Below are 15,801 nucleotides of genomic sequence, written 5' to 3' on the forward strand. Positions count from 1 at the left end.
CGTCTTTCAGTAGACAGCTAAGACATTTTTCGAATGGTAACCGCTGTTTTCGAAGACTACATTCCAGCCCATGAAACGCTATCTGCGGTTTTGTATCATCTTGATGATTAGCCTGGCGCTTCCCCTCAGCGGGATGGCGGGCGTTCAGGCACCGACAGAACCTTGCCCAATGAAGACGATGGGCATGGCGATGATGGACGACATGGGGATGGACTGCTGCAACGATATGAAAAGCCCTTCCGAGCACGGCAAACCGTGTAAGCCGGGCCAGGAATGCAAGACAGGCGGCATGCTGCAAGTCTCGATCTTCAAGCCTCCTGTAACCGTATTCAGCCCCGTCGTGATTTCCTTCTTCAGCGATTCCCTACCCGTACAGGCCCCGTCCGGGGTATGGCGACCGCCTCGCGTTTGATTCCTGTCCCACATTGAGCCTCTTTCCGCATTAGCGGGATGGACTAGCTGCGCGCATGTCTTTTTGACGCGTGCAGTGGATGATCACAGGAATCGTAAACATGAACTCCAAGTGCTATTGCACAGGCTGGTCCCTCGTGGCCGGTCTGGCGGTAAGCGTGCTGGCGTTGCCGAGTTTTGCTGCCGCCTTGACGCTCGATGAAGCGTTGCGGCTGGCCGAAAGCAATGCGCCGTCGCTGACCGCACAAGACGCGAAAATTCAGGCCGCCAGCAGTGCGGCTATTCCAGCCGGCGAGCTACCTGACCCCAAACTGCTGCTGGGTGTGCAGAACTACCCCATTGGTGGTCCGGATCGCTGGAGCATCGACCAGGACTTCATGACCATGCAAGTGGTCGGGGTCAGGCAAGAGATGCCCAACAGCGATAAGCGCAAAGCGCGCATAGAAGTGGCCGATGCGGCCATCGATCGAGCCGCTGCGGAGCGTCGAGTGGAACGTCTGAAGGTCCGCCAGTCCACGGCGTTGGCCTGGATCAGTAGCTACTCGGTTGAGCGCAAAGATGCGCTGTTCCAGGACTTCTACAAAGAAAATCGTCTGTTGACCGATACCGTCCGGGCCCAGATTGCCGGTGGCCGCGCTCAATCCGCCGATGCGGTGACGCCCAAGCAGGAAGCGGCTCAACTGGCGGAGCAACAGGACGATCTGATTCGTCAACGCGCACAGGCCCGAGCGGCCCTCAAACGCTGGATAGGCTCCGCCGCCAACGACAAGCCTGTGGGCAGCCTGCCTGAATGGCCCGTCGATTCCTCAAGCTACTCCCATAAACTGCAACATCATCCTGAGCTGGCAGCGTTTGCGCCGATGACCCGCGAAGCGCAAGCCAAGGTTCGTGAAGCCATGTCGGAGAAACAGTCGGACTGGAGCTGGGAACTGGATTACCAGCGCCGGGGCCGTGAGTTCGGCGATATGGTCAGCGTGCAATTTTCCTGGGATCTGCCGCTGTTTCCTGACTCCCGCCAAAACCCCAAAATCGCAGCCAAACAGGCTGAACTCAGCCAGCTTGAGGCCGAGCGCGAAGCCCTGTCACGCGAGCACACTCAGCAACTGGAAAACGAACTGGCTGACTTTGAACGCCTGAATCGTGCCGTGCGCCGAAACCAGGAAAGCCTGTTGCCGCTGGCCAAGGAAAAGGTCGAACTCAGCATGGCCAGTTATCGTTCCGGCAAAGGCGATTTGAACGCCGTTGTTGTCGCCCGACGTGAACTCATCGAGGCCCGTCTCAAACAGATCGACGTGGAAGAGCAGCGAGCGCTGACCAGTGCGCGTCTGTATTTTGCTTATGGGGAGTTCAGCCAATGATCCTTAAAAAATGGAACGGGGCATTGCTGGTAAGTATTTCGATGGCATTGGGTGTTGCCGGTGGCTACTGGTTCGCTCACCAGCGCATGAGCGGAGTACCCGCTACCGCCCCCGATCAGAGCTTCAATCCACCGAATGAACGCAAGGCCCTGTATTGGTACGACCCCATGTACCCACAGCAAAAGTTCGATAAGCCGGGGAAGTCTCCCTTTATGGACATGCAGCTGGTTCCTCAGTACGCCAGTGGGGAAGGGGATCGGGCGACAGTCAGTATCGACCCAGGTCTGACCCAGAATCTCGGTCTGCGTTTTACGACTGTCACCCGTGGGGTCTTTGATTCGAGCCTCGACGTGACAGGTGCATTGACGTTCAACGAACGTGATGTCGCTGTGATTCAGGCACGCACCACTGGCTTTGTTGAGCGGGTCTATGCCCATGCTCCCGGTGATGTGCTCAAAGCCAACGCGGCGTTGGCGGATATTCTGGTGCCGGAATGGGCCGCTGCCCAGACAGAGTTTCTTGCGCTGAGGCGCAATGGAGATGCTGACCTCTTGGTTGCGGCCCGTCAGCGTCTGCGGCTCACAGGGATGCCGGCAGCACTGATTACTCAGGTAGAACGTAGCGGTAAGGTTCAGCCCTACCTGACGCTCACCAGTCCCATTGCCGGTGTGCTGCAAGAGTTGAACGTCCGTGCGGGAATGACCGTAGCGACTGGCGATAATTTGGCACGCGTCAATGGCTTGAGCAGTGTCTGGCTAGCCGTGGCCGTTCCAGAATCGGATGCCGGATCGATCACAGTGGGGCAGGCGGTCGAAGCGCGCCTGCCAGCCTTCCCAGGGGCTACGCTCAGCGGCAAGGTCAGCGCAATTTTGCCCGAGACCAATCCGGACAGCCGCACCCTTCGTGTGCGGGTGGAACTACCCAATCCGGACGGACGCCTCAGACCGGGTTTGACGGCGCAGGTACGCCTGAACCGTTCGACCGAGCAAAGTGTGTTGTGGGTGCCGAGCGAGGCCGTCATTCGCACTGGCCGACGTGCTCTGGTGATGCTTGCCGAAGACGCCGGCCGTTATCGTCCAGTAGAGGTGCAGCCAGGGCAGGAAAGCGATGGCAAGACGGCGATCTTGAAAGGTCTGGAAGAAGGACAGACGGTGGTTACCTCTGGCCAGTTTCTGCTCGACTCGGAGGCCAGTCTAAAGGGCATTGTTGCCCGCTCAGAGGAAGAGTCACCACCGCGCGTAGCAGCCTCCAGCTTTCATGAAGCGGATGGGCAGATCGTTGAGATCAACGATAAAGAAGTCACGCTTGCCCATGGTCCTTTCAAGACGCTGGGCATGCCTGGCATGACGATGACGTTCCCACTCGCTAGTCCGGCGCTGATGCAGGGCCTCAAGACGGGGGATAAGGTTCGCATTGCGGTGAGCCAGACCGATGATGGTTTGCGTGTCGAGCGTCTGGATAAATCGGGGAGCCAGCCATGATTGCTGCCCTGATTCGTTGGTCAGTAGCCAACCGATTCCTGGTGCTGTTGGCGACGCTGTTTGTCACGGCTTGGGGCGTCTGGTCGGTGCAGAACACGCCCATCGATGCGCTGCCGGATCTCTCCGATGTCCAGGTGATCATCCGTACCCCTTTTCCGGGACAAGCGCCGCAGATTGTCGAGAACCAGGTGACCTATCCGTTGGCCACCACCATGCTCTCAGTTCCGGGAGCCAAGACTGTGCGTGGTTATTCCTTCTTCGGTGACAGCTTCGTTTACGTGCTGTTCGAAGACGGCACCGACTTGTACTGGGCTCGCTCGCGGGTGTTGGAGTATCTGAGCCAAATACAAAGTCGCTTGCCGGCCAGCGCCAAGCCGGCGTTGGGACCGGATGCGACGGGCGTGGGCTGGATCTATCAGTACGCACTGGTGGATCGTAGTGGGGGACACGACCTGGCGCAGCTACGCGCACTTCAGGACTGGTTCCTCAAGTTCGAACTCAAGACCCTGCCCAACGTTGCGGAAGTGGCCACGGTGGGCGGCATGGTCAAGCAGTACCAGGTGCAGCTTGATCCGCTCAAACTGGCCAGCCTCGGTATCACTCAGGCTGAGGTGACCGAAGCCATCGGCAAGGCCAACCAGGAAACGGGTGGCGCGGTGCTGGAGATGGCAGAGACCGAGTTCATCGTGCGCGCTTCTGGCTACCTGAAGACGCTCAATGACTTCCGGGCAATCCCGCTCAAACTTGGCTCAGGTGGTGTGCCGGTGACCCTTGGCGATGTCGCCACCATTCAGTTGGGCCCGGAAATGCGGCGTGGCATTACTGAACTCGACGGCGAAGGCGAGACCGTCGGCGGCGTGGTGATTTTGCGTAGTGGCAAGAATGCTCGCGAGACCATTGCGGCGGTCAAAACCAAACTCGAGGAATTGAAAAGCAGCCTGCCGGCCGGGGTGGAAATCGTCACCACCTACGACCGCAGCAAGCTGATCGACCGTGCTGTGGAAAATCTCAGCCACAAGCTGATCGAAGAGTTCATCGTCGTCGCGTTGGTCTGTGGAATCTTCCTCTGGCACCTGCGCTCATCCCTGGTGGCGATCATCTCTCTGCCTGTTGGTGTGTTGATTGCCTTCATCGTCATGCGCTACCAAGGCATCAACGCCAACATCATGTCCTTGGGTGGTATTGCCATCGCCATTGGCGCCATGGTCGATGCTGCTGTGGTGATGATCGAGAACGCCCACAAGAAGATTGAGGCATGGCACGCGGCCAATCCGGGGGAAGAACTGAAGGGGGAGCGTCATTGGCACGTTATGACTGAAGCGGCGGCAGAGGTAGGCCCCGCACTGTTCTTCTGTTTGTTGATCATCACCCTGTCGTTCATTCCCGTGTTCACCCTGGAGGCGCAAGAGGGACGGCTGTTCGGCCCTTTGGCTTTCACCAAGACCTACGCCATGGCTGCAGCGGCGGGATTGTCAGTGACCTTGGTGCCGGTGCTGATGGGCTACTGGATTCGGGGGCGAATCCCAGGTGAACAACAGAACCCGTTGAACCAGTGGTTGATTCGGATTTATCAGCCAGCCCTGGACGCAGTCTTGCGTCGACCAAAGATCACGCTGCTGGTGGCGCTGTTGGTTTTTGTCAGTGCGCTATGGCCAATGTCTCGCTTGGGCGGCGAGTTTCTCCCCCCGCTGGACGAGGGCGACCTGCTCTATATGCCTTCAGCTCTGCCGGGACTGTCAGCGCAGAAGGCCGCGCAATTGCTGCAACAGACCGACCGCCTGATCAAGACCGTGCCAGAGGTTGAACACGTCTTTGGTAAAGCCGGCCGCGCCGAAACCGCCACCGACCCCGCACCGCTGGAGATGTTCGAAACCACCATCCAATTCAAGCCGCACGAGCAATGGCGTTCAGGCATGACCCAGGAAAAGTTAGTGGAAGAACTGGATCGAGTGGTACGAGTCCCTGGGCTGACGAATATCTGGATACCACCGATTCGCAACCGTATCGACATGCTGGCCACTGGGATCAAGAGTCCCATCGGAGTGAAAGTTGCCGGCACTAACCTATCGGAGATCGATGCCGCGACTCAGGCCGTGGAGCGAGTGGCCAAGGGCGTACCCGGCGTCAGTTCGGCTCTGGCCGAGCGACTGACTGGTGGCCGCTACATCGATGTGGATATCGACCGCAAAACTGCCGCCCGTTACGGACTGAACATCGCCGATGTGCAGTCCATCGTCGCTGGCGCTATCGGCGGTGAAAATGTTGGTGAGACTATTGAAGGGCTCGCACGCTTCCCGATCAACGTGCGTTACCCGCGGGAGTGGCGTGACTCGCTCGGTGCCCTGGAGCAATTGCCGATCTATACCCCGCTAGGTAGCCAGATCACCCTCGGCACAGTGGCGAAGGTCAAAGTCACGGACGGTCCGCCGATGCTCAAGAGCGAGAACGCGCGGCCCTCTGGTTGGGTATACATCGACGTGCGTGGCCGGGACATTGCCTCGGTAGTCGCCGATCTGCGTCGGGTCGTCGCTGAACAGGTCAAATTGCAGCCCGGCATGAGCCTGAGTTACTCAGGGCAGTTCGAATTTCTCGAAAGAGCCAACGCACGACTCAAGCTGGTGGTGCCTGCCACGCTGTTGATCATTTTCGTGTTGCTCTATCTGACCTTCGCCCGCTTCGATGAGGCCTTGCTGATCATGGCCACTCTGCCATTCGCCCTGACTGGCGGAGCATGGTTCCTCTATCTGTTGGGGTTCAACCTGTCAGTCGCCACTGGGGTCGGCTTTATCGCCTTGGCCGGCGTTTCCGCCGAGTTTGGCGTGATCATGCTGCTCTACCTGAAGAACGCCTGGGCCGAACGTGAAGACCTCGGCGACAGCACTGAGCGCGGTCTGGTGGCGGCGATTCGTGAAGGCGCCGTGCAGCGTGTTCGACCCAAGGCCATGACCGTGGCCGTCATCATTGCTGGCTTGCTGCCCATCTTGCTGGGTAGCGGGACCGGCAGCGAGGTGATGAGCCGAATCGCTGCACCCATGGTCGGCGGCATGGTCACGGCGCCCTTGCTTTCCCTGTTTGTCATTCCGGCGGCCTATCGCCTGATGCGTCGCCGGCACCTCTCAGTTGAACCCATCAACCCTCAAGGAAAAGTCGTATGAAACTGACCCTGATTGCAGTTGCAAGCACCGTATTTACGCTGTCTCTTTCGGCCCACGCAGAGGATATGCCGGGCATGAAAATGGACGGAATGGAGGGCATGCAGATGAAGCAGGAAACAACGCAGGCTCCAGTCGCCACCGCCGACGGAACGATCAAGGCTATCGATACTGTGAAGCATACGGTGACCATCTCTCACGGCGCTGTTCCCGCTGTGCAATGGCCGCCGATGACCATGGCCTTTTCCGTGACGGAAGATCAGCTGACAGGGCTGACGGTTGGAGACCGAGTGTCGTTTTCATTTCGAGTAGAGGGTGGCAGAGCGACGATTGTTTCAATAAAAAAGTGAATCTGCGGTGGTGGAAGCAACCGGCGCGCTATGTCGTGCCGGTTGAATCGAAAGCCGATAGCTGCCGCAGGAGAGTGTGTCATGCCCAGATGCCGCTATTTCAGGTACCACCCCCACGGCTGGTCACTGACGTACTCGGTCACTTGCTTGACCTCCAGGTAATTGTGCAAACCCCACTGGCCGAGTTCTCGGCCAATACCGCTGTGCTTCATGCCGCCCCACGGCGCTTCGACAAAGGTCGGTTGCGAGCAGTTGACCCAGATAATCCCGGCGCGCAGTTGGTTGGCGACGTGAGCGGTGCGTTGTAAATCGGCACTCATCACGGCGGCAGCGAGGCCGAAGCGACTGGCGTTGGCCATTTGCACCGCTTGTTCTTCGGTCTTGAAACGCTTGATGCACAGCACTGGGCCGAACACTTCTTCGCGCCAGAGGATGCTGCTGTGTCCCGGCTCGTCGAAGATTGCCGGTTCGATGAAATAACCCTCTGGCTGATGCGCCGGTTGCCGACCTCCGGTGAGCAGGCGTGCGCCGCTGGCCAGTCCCTGATCGATAAAACCGAGGACCTTGTCGTGTTGACCTCGGCTGACCAAAGGGCCCAATAACACGCCGGGTGCCAATCCTGGGCCGATGGTGATCTTGCGGGTTTCCTCGACCAGTCGTTCGATCAGCCGCGAGGCGATGTTTTCCTGTACCAGCAAGCGTGAGGTGGCGCTGCATACCTGGCCCTGATTCCAGAATATCCCGAACAGAATCCACTCCACCGCCGCCTCGACATCGGCGTCGTCGAACACGATGAACGCCGACTTTCCGCCCAGTTCCAGGCTGATGTTCTTGATGTCGCGGGCCGCTGCCGACATGATTTTCGCCCCGGTGGGCACGCTGCCGGTGAAGGCCAGTTTGTCCACGCCGGGGTGCTCGGTGAGCGGACCACCGGCATCAGCCCCGAGACCGCTCACGACGTTCAGGACGCCGGCCGGAAGACCGATGCGGTCGGCGGTGGCCGCCAGTTCCAGCGCCGTGAGTGGCGTCAGCTCGGACGGCTTCAACACCAGCGTCGCCCCGGCAGCCAGCGCCGGGGCGACCTTCCACGCGGCCATCAACAGCGGGTAGTTCCAGGGAATGATCTGCCCGGCAACGCCGATCGGTTCATGGCGGATGCGACAGCGAAAACGTGCGTCCGGCAAGGCCAAAGGTTGATCCTGCTGCTGGTCCAGTTCGCGGGCCAGCCCGGCGTAATAGCGAAAGCAACCAATCGCATCGCCCACGTCCCACTGCGCTTCGGGCAACGGTTTGCCGTTGTCGCGCACTTCCAGTTCCGCCAGCGCCTGTTGACCGTTCTCCAGTTCATCGGCCAGCGCTTCCAGCCACTGCGCGCGTTCGGCGCCGGTGGTTTGGCTCCAGCCGTTATCGAAGGCTCGCCGGGCGGCGCGCACTGCATGATCGATATCTTCTTCGGTGCCTGCGGCGACCCGATGGAAAACCTGCCCGGTGGCCGGGTCGATCACATCCAGGTAACCGCCCAGGTCTGGGCTGACCCACTCGCCGTTGATGTAAAGCTGATCACGCATGGTGTGACTCCTGGACGCCGGTGCGGCGGTTTTGCAGGTGACGGGAAGTGAACAGCAGCGCCAGCGACGCGCAGATGATGACGGTCGAGACCGCGTTGATCTCCGGCGTCACGCCACGGCGGATGGACGAAAAGATATAGATCGGCAATGTCGTTTCGGAGCCTGCGACAAAGAACGCGATGATGAAATCGTCGAAGCTGAAGGTGAACGCCAGCAGAAACCCGGCCATGATCGCCGGACTGATCTGCGGCAGGGTGACTCGCCAGAACGTTTGCATCGGCGGCGCATAGAGGTCCGCCGAGGCTTCGAGCAAGGCTTTGTCCAGCAAGTCGACGCGGCTACGCACGATCACCATGACCAGTGCCATGGTGAACAGCGAGTGCGCGGCGATCACCGTGAAGAAGCCCATGTTCAACCGTGGAACGCTCGGTATCCAGGCCGCGAGCAACGGGTTGATCAGGTCGAACAGGCTAATGAATGCAATCAGTGTCGAGATGCCGATGACAATGCCCGGCACGATGATCGCGCAATAGGTCAGCGCATCGAACAGCAACCGCACTTTGGCGCCGGCGCGCTGTAAGCCGAACACCGCGAGCGTGCCGAACAGCGTGGCAATCACCGCTGAAGTGAAAGCAATGAACGCGCTATGACCCAGTGCCTCCATGATGAACGGGTTGCCAAACGCGCGACCAAACCACTGCACCGAGCAGCATTCGAACGCCAGGCCGCTGCGCCCGGCGTTGAAGCTGAACAGCACGATCAATGCGATCGGTGCGTAGAGAAACAGGTACAGCGAAGTCGAATAGCTGCGCAGCCACATGTCACAACCCTCCGTCGGCAGGGCGGCCGCCATAGCGCGCCACCAGTTTCAAATACACGCCGATGATCAGCAGCATCATCGCCACCAAGGTCATCGCCAGCGCGCTGCCGAAGGGCCAGTTGCGCGATTGCAGGAACAGATCGACCAATGCGTTACCGACGAAGAACACTTTGCCGCCACCGAGAATGGCCGGGATCAGGAACTCGCCCATCAACAGGATGAACACCAGCATCACTCCGGTGATGATCCCGGGCGCGGAGAGTGGCAGGGTGATCCGCCGGAAACTTTCGAAAGCGCTGGCACCCAGGTCCGCCGAGGCTTCGAGCAGGCGCTTGTCGAGTTTTTCCAGGCTGACGTAAATCGGAAACACCATCAGCGGCAAGTAGCCGTAAACGATGCCGATCAGCACCGCCCATGGCGTATTGATCAGCCGCACGTCTTCAAGGCCAAGGCTGGCGAGCAAGGCTGGAATGCCCTTGCCGCTGAGGATGAAAATCCAGGCGTAAGTGCGGATCAGGAAACTGGTCCAGAACGGCACGATCACCAGCGTCAGCAACAGCGAGCGATTGCGGGTGACCTTGACCGCCAGAAAATACGCCAGCGGGTATGCCGCCACCAGGCACACCAGCGTGCCCAGCGGCGCCAGCATCAGCGTGTTACTGAACGCCGCGCCACGGGAACCGAGGTTCAAATAGTTGGCCAGCGTGAAGCCCCCGGCGTAACCGCCCACGGCACTGCGCTCGCCGAAACTGAAGACCAGGATGATCACCAGCGGCATCAACAACAGCAGCAGGAACCACAGGGTCGAAGGCAAGAGCATCAGCAGGGTGATCCGCCGACCGAGACTGCGCCGCTGGCGAACCTCGACCGACAGGGCGTTGCCCGGCTGCACCGTTTGCGGGTGGGTGACGGCGTTCATGGGGGACTCCTCATTGGCCACGGTCAGGCGATCAGGCGGACTTGAAGCGAGCCATCAGTTCGGCGCGCGCCGGGCTGGTGAGCGTTGCCGCGGCACCGAACTCCAGAGGGCTGAGCGCTTCGGCAGCCGGGTACATGATCGGATCGTCGAGCATGGCGGTGGGCAGCAACGCATCGACGCGTTTGTCGCCGCTCGGGTAGCCGTGGCTCAATACTTCGAGTTTGTTGTGCTGCGGATCGAGCAGGTAGTTGATGAAGGCGTAGGCCGCGTCCTTGTGCTCCGAGCTTTTGGGAATGGCAAAGAAATCACTCCACAGTTCGCCACCTTCCTTGCCCAGTTCGAACTGCATCTGCGCGTTGTCGCGGTGCAGCTGAGAGGCATCGCCGGTCCAGGACATCGCCAGCCAGGCATCGCCGCTGCGCATTGACGGCTGGATGTCGGAGTTGATGGCGAACAGGTGCGGCTTGACCTCGATCAGCAGTTTTTCAGCATCGGCCAGTTCTTTCGGGTCCAGGGAGTTGAAGCTATAGCCGAAGCTTTTCAACGCGTTGCCGATGGCGGTCAGTTGGTAGTCGTGAACCATCGTCCGGCCGCTGGCGGGGCCTTGAGCTGCAACCCAGAATTCTTTCCAGCTGGAGGGGCCGTTCTTCAGTTTACCGGTGTCGTAGAGCATGCCGGTGGTGCCCCAGTTTTTCGGCACCGCATACACCTTGCCGTCCACCGTTCCCTGGGCCATGAATTTTTGCTGGAAAGCCGACGCCTCAAAGTTGGGAATGCGCGACAGGTCCAATGGTTCGATCAGGCCCAGGCCAACGTAAGTGCTGATGGTGTAGTTGGTCGGCACCAGCACGTCCCAGCCACTGCCACCGGCCTGCAATTTGGCAAGCATCTCTTCGTTGGAACCGAACACGCTCGTCGAAACGCGCGCACCGGTGGTTTTGGCGAAGGTGTCGAGGTTTTCCTGGCTGTGGTAATTCGGCCAGGTCGCCAGCGACAGGCGATCGCCCAGCCTGGCCTGCTCGGCGGCTTCGGCGGTGGAGGTCAGCAGGCCGGGCATGTGGGTTGCGACCACCGCTGCGGCAATTCCCAGGCCTGTGCGGCCGAGGAACTCGCGGCGACTGATCGAGCCGTTCTGCCAGCTACGCAGGGTTTTGATAAACGTCTTCTGGTCCATAGCACGCTCCACAGTCGGTTGATGAAACGAATCGATGATTTACAACGCCATGGCCAAGCCATTGGCGTGATCCCAGCCGACGCTCACTGCCGCGCCGTGTTCGAATGCATTGGCGCCGTGATCCTGCTGGCGCGGCACACGCACGCAAACCACGCCAAAGGCTTGGGTGCGCACGCGATATTCGGTGGAGTTGCCAAGGTAGATGCGGTCTTCCACGTGGCCTTGCAGCTTTACTTCGCGGGTCATGTCGGCGTTGGCGCTGGCGATGCTGATCAGCTCCGGGCGCACCGCGATGCAACCAGTGACGTCTGCGCTTAAGGCTTTGCCGGTAGGCGTCAGTGGGCTGGTCAGTTCCAGCCCTTGCTCGGTGCGCAGCACGACTGAATCGCCCTGCATTTGACGAACCGTGCCGTTGAACAGATTGGATTCACCGATAAAATCGGCCACGTAACGGCTGGCCGGCGCTTCATACAGTTGTTCCGGGGTGGCGGTCTGGATGATCGAACCGTTGTGCATCACGCTGATGCTGTCACTCATCGACAAGGCTTCTTCCTGGTCGTGGGTGACCAGCACAAAGGTGATGCCGACTTCGCGTTGCAGGCGCAGCAATTCGGATTGCATTTCCTTGCGCAGCTTGCGGTCCAGCGCCGCCAGCGGCTCGTCCAGCAGCAACACGGTCGGCTTGTTGACCAACGCCCGGGCCAGGGCCACGCGCTGCTGTTGGCCGCCGGAAAGCTCACTCGGCTTGCGTTGGCCGAAGCCGCTCAGGCGCACCATTTCCAACGCTTCATCAGCCATGCGCAGTTGGTTTTTTTTGTCAGGTCGCGGAGTGCGATAACGCAGCCCATAGGCGATGTTCTGCGCCACTGTCAGGTGCGGGAAGAGGGCGTAATGCTGGAACACCATGTTCACCGGCCGCTCAAACGCCGGCACTCCGGCTACATTCTTGCCCGACAGGCGCACTTCGCCGCTACTGGGCTGTTCGAAGCCTGCGATCATGCGCAGGGTGGTGGTTTTGCCGCAGCCGGAACCGCCGAGAAAGGAATGGAATGAACCGCGGCGCACCGCGAAGTTCAGGCCATTGACGGCTGACACCTCGCCATAGCGTTTGACCACGTTGCAGAATTCGATATCGCTTGGCGAAGTGTCGTTCACGCTGTTGTTCACGAGGCGGGCTCCCTTGCAGTGATGAATCAGTGCGTCGGGGGCCAAACTAGCAATCGGGGTTTTGCGCTGTATATATCCCTTGGGGGATAGAGTCGGTTTCAGGTGTCAGGCTTCGACGACCAGTTCCTGGCCGGTAAGGTCGCGGATAAACAGCCCGAGCAATTCGGACTGGCTGCCGATACCGAGCTTGGCGTAGATGTTCTTGCGGTGAATCTTCACCGTGCCAGGACTGATGCTCAGTTGTTCGGCGACCGACGTGCTGGAGTGACCGCGTAGCAGCAACTGGACAATTTCTTGTTCGCGGCCGGTGAGGATGTGCGCGCCGAACTGATCGAAGGCTTCGCGGATCTTGAAGTCCAGGTCCTGCGCCGGGCGTGGTTGCTGGGCTTGACGCAAACGCCAGGCTTCACTGATGACCTGTTCAACCACGGCCTGCGCGCACTCGATCAACTGCATCTCGTCACGACCAAAAGCACAGCTGGCAGTGGATCGCATCAACGACAGAACGGCCATGGCGCCGCCACCGAGGTCGACGAAAAACGCCACTTCTTCAGCCAGCCCGGTTTGCTGGTAATACGTCAGGTAATACTCGCCGAGGTAGAAGTGGTCGGGTGCGAACTGTCGCAAACGCCACAGTCCAGGCGCTTGCCCGCGAGTGCATGCCAGGTAGAACGGATCCAGTAAATAGGGCCCGCACTGATAGTCATCGACATACACCGCACGCTTGTCGGCAGCGAAGGTGTCGAACAGCGCCAACGGCCGATGATTGCCTTCATAGACGAACAGAACGAAGTGATCGACCGGGCAGACTTGCCGCAACCAGTGACTTAAGCCTGCTAACCGCGCATGTCCGGGAGGAAGGTCCAGTAAGTGGGCAAGCCCGGTAGTCCAGAGTTTCAGTTCCTTGGGGCGCATGGCGGCTTCAGGCAGGATTGGATCGCATTTAGATGCACAATTTACGCCATGGCTGTTTTGGCCTTGCAGGGCGGGGCGAGTGACGCCGAGGCGTTGAAAAGACGCCTCGTAACAGGGCTGGATGTTACCGAGTGCTACAGGATCAGTATCAGAAGTGATGGGAACGGCCGCCCATGGGGAGGTGTTTGAATTTCGACAGGCTCAAATCGATGGATCGGCCTCGGCATCGCCTATTCAGACTAGACCGCCCTGACAGTTTTCTCGTGCTCCCCCGGCACCAAACTCGAAGGCCAGAGGGGTGTTGCTTCATGCTTGTCTGGCCAGCGACTACAGTTTCTACATGACCGGCGAGGAGTTGTCGGTGTTCAGCCTGAGGGCTTGAACATGCCGCGTATTTTCGACGCGTCCTTCGCCTTGATCCGCTCAAAGCGGCCGGCGCAATTGATGGCGGTCGAAGAGGTCAAGGGCGGCGTTCAGGCGACCATTCGCGTCAGCGTTGAAATCGACGGCGAGGAACGTCCCGGCTGTGTGGTCGACACCATCAGCCGTTACTACCTCGAGTGAACCCTTTGGCAGAACATTCGAGGAATCGAGCATGAAAGAAGCCGTCATCGTTTCGACCGCCCGTACCCCGATCGGCAAAGCTTTTCGCGGTGCATTCAATGACACCGATGCCCCGCAACTCGGCGGCCATGTGGTGCGCGAAGCCGTGCGTCGCGCCGGCATCGAACCGGGCGAAGTGGACGATGTGATCATCGGCGCGGCGGCGCAGCAGGGCACGCAGTCTTATAACGTGGGGCGTCTGTGCGCGATTGCCGGCGGCTTGCCGACTTCCGTCGCCGGGATGGCCGTCGAGCGCCAGTGTTCGTCGGGACTGATGAGCATTGCCATGGCCGCCAAAGGCATCATGTGCGACGAAATTGACATTGCCGTGGCCGGTGGCCTGGAGTCGATTTCACTGGTGCAGAACAAGCACAAGAACCTGTACCGCAACCAGTCCGACGCGGTGATCGATCTCGATCCTCACGCCTACATTCCGATGATCGAAACCGCCGAAATCGTCTCCGCACGCTACAGCATCTCCCGCGAGGAACAGGACGAATACAGCTATCAGAGCCAGGTGCGAACCGCGCTGGCCCAGAGTAATGGATTGTTCGGCCGTGAACTCGCGCCGCTGACCAGCCGCAAGGCGATCTTCGACAAGGCCAGTGGCGAAACCCGCTTTGAGGCCGTCACCTTGCTGCGCGACGAATGCAACCGCATCGACATCACCCGCGAAAGCCTGAGTGCGCTGGAACCGGTGTGGCCGGGCGGTCAGTGGAGTGAAAAGGGCCGCTTCATCACGGCCGGCAACGCTTCGCAATTGTCCGACGGCGCTTCGGCCTCGGTGTTGATGAGTGCCAAATTGGCCGAGAAGCGTGGGCTGGAGCCGTTGGGAATTTATCGCGGGATGGCGGTCGCTGGCTGTAACTCCGACGAGATGGGCATCGGCCCGGTCTACGCGATCCCGAAACTGCTCAAGCGCCATGGCTTGACCGTGGACGACATTGGCCTTTGGGAGTTGAACGAGGCGTTCGCCTGTCAGGTGCTGTATTGCCGCGACACCCTGGGCATTCCTCCCGAATGTATGAACGTCAACGGTGGTGCGATTTCGGTGGGCCATCCTTTCGGCATGTCCGGTGCGCGGATGGTCGGTCACGCGTTGATTGAGGGGCAGCGCCGCGGATTGCGCTACGTGGTGGTGAGTATGTGCATCGGCGGCGGCATGGGTGCCGCTGCACTGTTCGAGGTGGTCTGAATGGCCAGTGCACAACAGGTTCAAGCTACTTTAAGGGGGATCAAGCACTTGGTGCTAGGTTCTGTTTCTCGCTTTGGGGCTGCGCAAAACCATCCAAGGACTTCGGGATTTCCAATCTCTCTATATAGAAGGATTCGTTTTGTTCTTCTCTAAAGAGAAGAAACGGACTGTTTTCCGGCGTTCTGCAAGTGTTTGATAGAAAAGCTTAATTAAGGGTTGACGGCAGATTCTGGAAGTCTATAATTCGCCCCACTTCCGGCGCAGTCGAAACGGAAAACTCCTTGGTAAACAATGAGTTACGCAGTTTTCGACAGCGAGTTGCTTCAGGTCATCGAAGCCCAGAAGGAGTTGATCAGGCAGTCTGTTTTTGCCTAATTGACGATTCGATCTTCTCGGTCGAAGGCGGTGTAAAAGAGGTGTTGACAGCAGCGAGTAACGCTGTAGAATTCGCCTCCCGCTAACGAGAGATCGCAAGCGCAAGTGGTTGAAGTTGCAAGGGAAACTTTGAAAACTTCGAAAAATAACCGCTTGACAGCAACAGAGGCTGCTGTAGAATGCGCGCCTCGGTTGAGACGAAAGATCTTAACCAACCGCTCTTTAACAACTGAATCAAGCAATTCGTGTGGGTGCTTGTGGAGTCAGACTGATAGTCAACAAGATTATCAGCATCACAAGTTACTCCGCGAGA

Annotated in this window: 12 protein-coding genes and 1 pseudogene; 7 read left to right on the top strand and 6 right to left on the bottom strand. The window is 59.3% G+C overall.

Annotation, left to right across the window (positions count from 1 at the left end):
* The first annotated feature begins 70 nt into the window (after nucleotides 1–70).
* From KGB03_RS08150 to KGB03_RS08170, 5 genes are all read left to right on the top strand, one after another.
* Nucleotides 71–412, top strand: coding sequence for a hypothetical protein (locus KGB03_RS08150; RefSeq protein ID WP_218537449.1), 342 nt, complete (start codon nucleotides 71–73; stop codon nucleotides 410–412).
* Nucleotides 413–512: 100 nt separating this feature from the next.
* A complete protein-coding gene (locus KGB03_RS08155; protein WP_223526758.1) occupies nucleotides 513–1,769 on the top strand; it encodes a TolC family protein in 1,257 nt (418 codons plus the stop codon).
* A complete protein-coding gene (locus KGB03_RS08160) occupies nucleotides 1,766–3,250 on the top strand; it encodes an efflux RND transporter periplasmic adaptor subunit (RefSeq protein WP_223526759.1) in 1,485 nt (494 codons plus the stop codon). Before KGB03_RS08155 ends, KGB03_RS08160 begins: the two co-directional genes overlap by 4 nt.
* Nucleotides 3,247–6,405, top strand: a complete 3,159-nt coding sequence (locus tag KGB03_RS08165) for an efflux RND transporter permease subunit (RefSeq protein ID WP_223526760.1) — start codon at nucleotides 3,247–3,249, stop codon at nucleotides 6,403–6,405. The genes KGB03_RS08160 and KGB03_RS08165 overlap by 4 nt, the downstream gene beginning before the upstream one ends.
* A complete protein-coding gene (locus KGB03_RS08170) occupies nucleotides 6,402–6,752 on the top strand; it encodes a copper-binding protein (protein ID WP_223526761.1) in 351 nt (116 codons plus the stop codon). Before KGB03_RS08165 ends, KGB03_RS08170 begins: the two co-directional genes overlap by 4 nt.
* 95 nt (nucleotides 6,753–6,847) lie before the next feature.
* On the opposite strand, the gene KGB03_RS08175 is transcribed toward KGB03_RS08170, so the two are convergent.
* From KGB03_RS08175 to KGB03_RS08200, 6 genes are all read right to left on the bottom strand, one after another.
* A complete protein-coding gene (locus KGB03_RS08175; protein WP_218537454.1) occupies nucleotides 6,848–8,320 on the bottom strand; it encodes an aldehyde dehydrogenase family protein in 1,473 nt (490 codons plus the stop codon).
* Nucleotides 8,313–9,140, bottom strand: a complete 828-nt coding sequence (locus KGB03_RS08180; protein WP_192407532.1) for an ABC transporter permease — start codon at nucleotides 9,138–9,140, stop codon at nucleotides 8,313–8,315. Before KGB03_RS08180 ends, KGB03_RS08175 begins: the two co-directional genes overlap by 8 nt.
* A 1-nt stretch (nucleotide 9,141) precedes the next feature.
* On the bottom strand, nucleotides 9,142–10,059 hold the full coding sequence (locus tag KGB03_RS08185) for an ABC transporter permease (RefSeq protein WP_218537455.1): 918 nt from the start codon (nucleotides 10,057–10,059) through the stop codon (nucleotides 9,142–9,144).
* A 31-nt stretch (nucleotides 10,060–10,090) separates the two neighbouring features.
* Nucleotides 10,091–11,233 (bottom strand): PotD/PotF family extracellular solute-binding protein, encoded by a 1,143-nt coding sequence (locus tag KGB03_RS08190; protein WP_223526762.1) that lies wholly within the window; start codon nucleotides 11,231–11,233, stop codon nucleotides 10,091–10,093.
* 39 nt (nucleotides 11,234–11,272) lie between these two features.
* Nucleotides 11,273–12,400 (bottom strand): ABC transporter ATP-binding protein, encoded by a 1,128-nt coding sequence (locus tag KGB03_RS08195; RefSeq protein ID WP_411740039.1) that lies wholly within the window; start codon nucleotides 12,398–12,400, stop codon nucleotides 11,273–11,275.
* Between the two features lie 105 nt (nucleotides 12,401–12,505).
* Nucleotides 12,506–13,315 (bottom strand): helix-turn-helix transcriptional regulator, encoded by an 810-nt coding sequence (locus tag KGB03_RS08200; protein WP_223526763.1) that lies wholly within the window; start codon nucleotides 13,313–13,315, stop codon nucleotides 12,506–12,508.
* A gap of 420 nt (nucleotides 13,316–13,735) precedes the next feature.
* On the opposite strand from KGB03_RS08200, the pseudogene KGB03_RS08205 reads away from it, so the two are divergent.
* Both KGB03_RS08205 and KGB03_RS08210 read left to right on the top strand, forming a co-directional pair.
* A pseudogene (locus KGB03_RS08205) lies at nucleotides 13,736–13,879 on the top strand (dehydratase); the annotation flags it as partial.
* Nucleotides 13,880–13,910: 31 nt separating this feature from the next.
* Nucleotides 13,911–15,113 carry an acetyl-CoA C-acyltransferase gene (locus KGB03_RS08210; protein ID WP_223526764.1) on the top strand — a complete coding sequence of 401 codons (1,203 nt, stop codon included), beginning with the start codon at nucleotides 13,911–13,913 and terminating at the stop codon, nucleotides 15,111–15,113.
* Nucleotides 15,114–15,801: the final 688 nt, after the last annotated feature.

Source organism: Pseudomonas sp. BF-B-26 (assembly GCF_019956495.1).
Lineage (GTDB): Bacteria > Pseudomonadota > Gammaproteobacteria > Pseudomonadales > Pseudomonadaceae > Aquipseudomonas.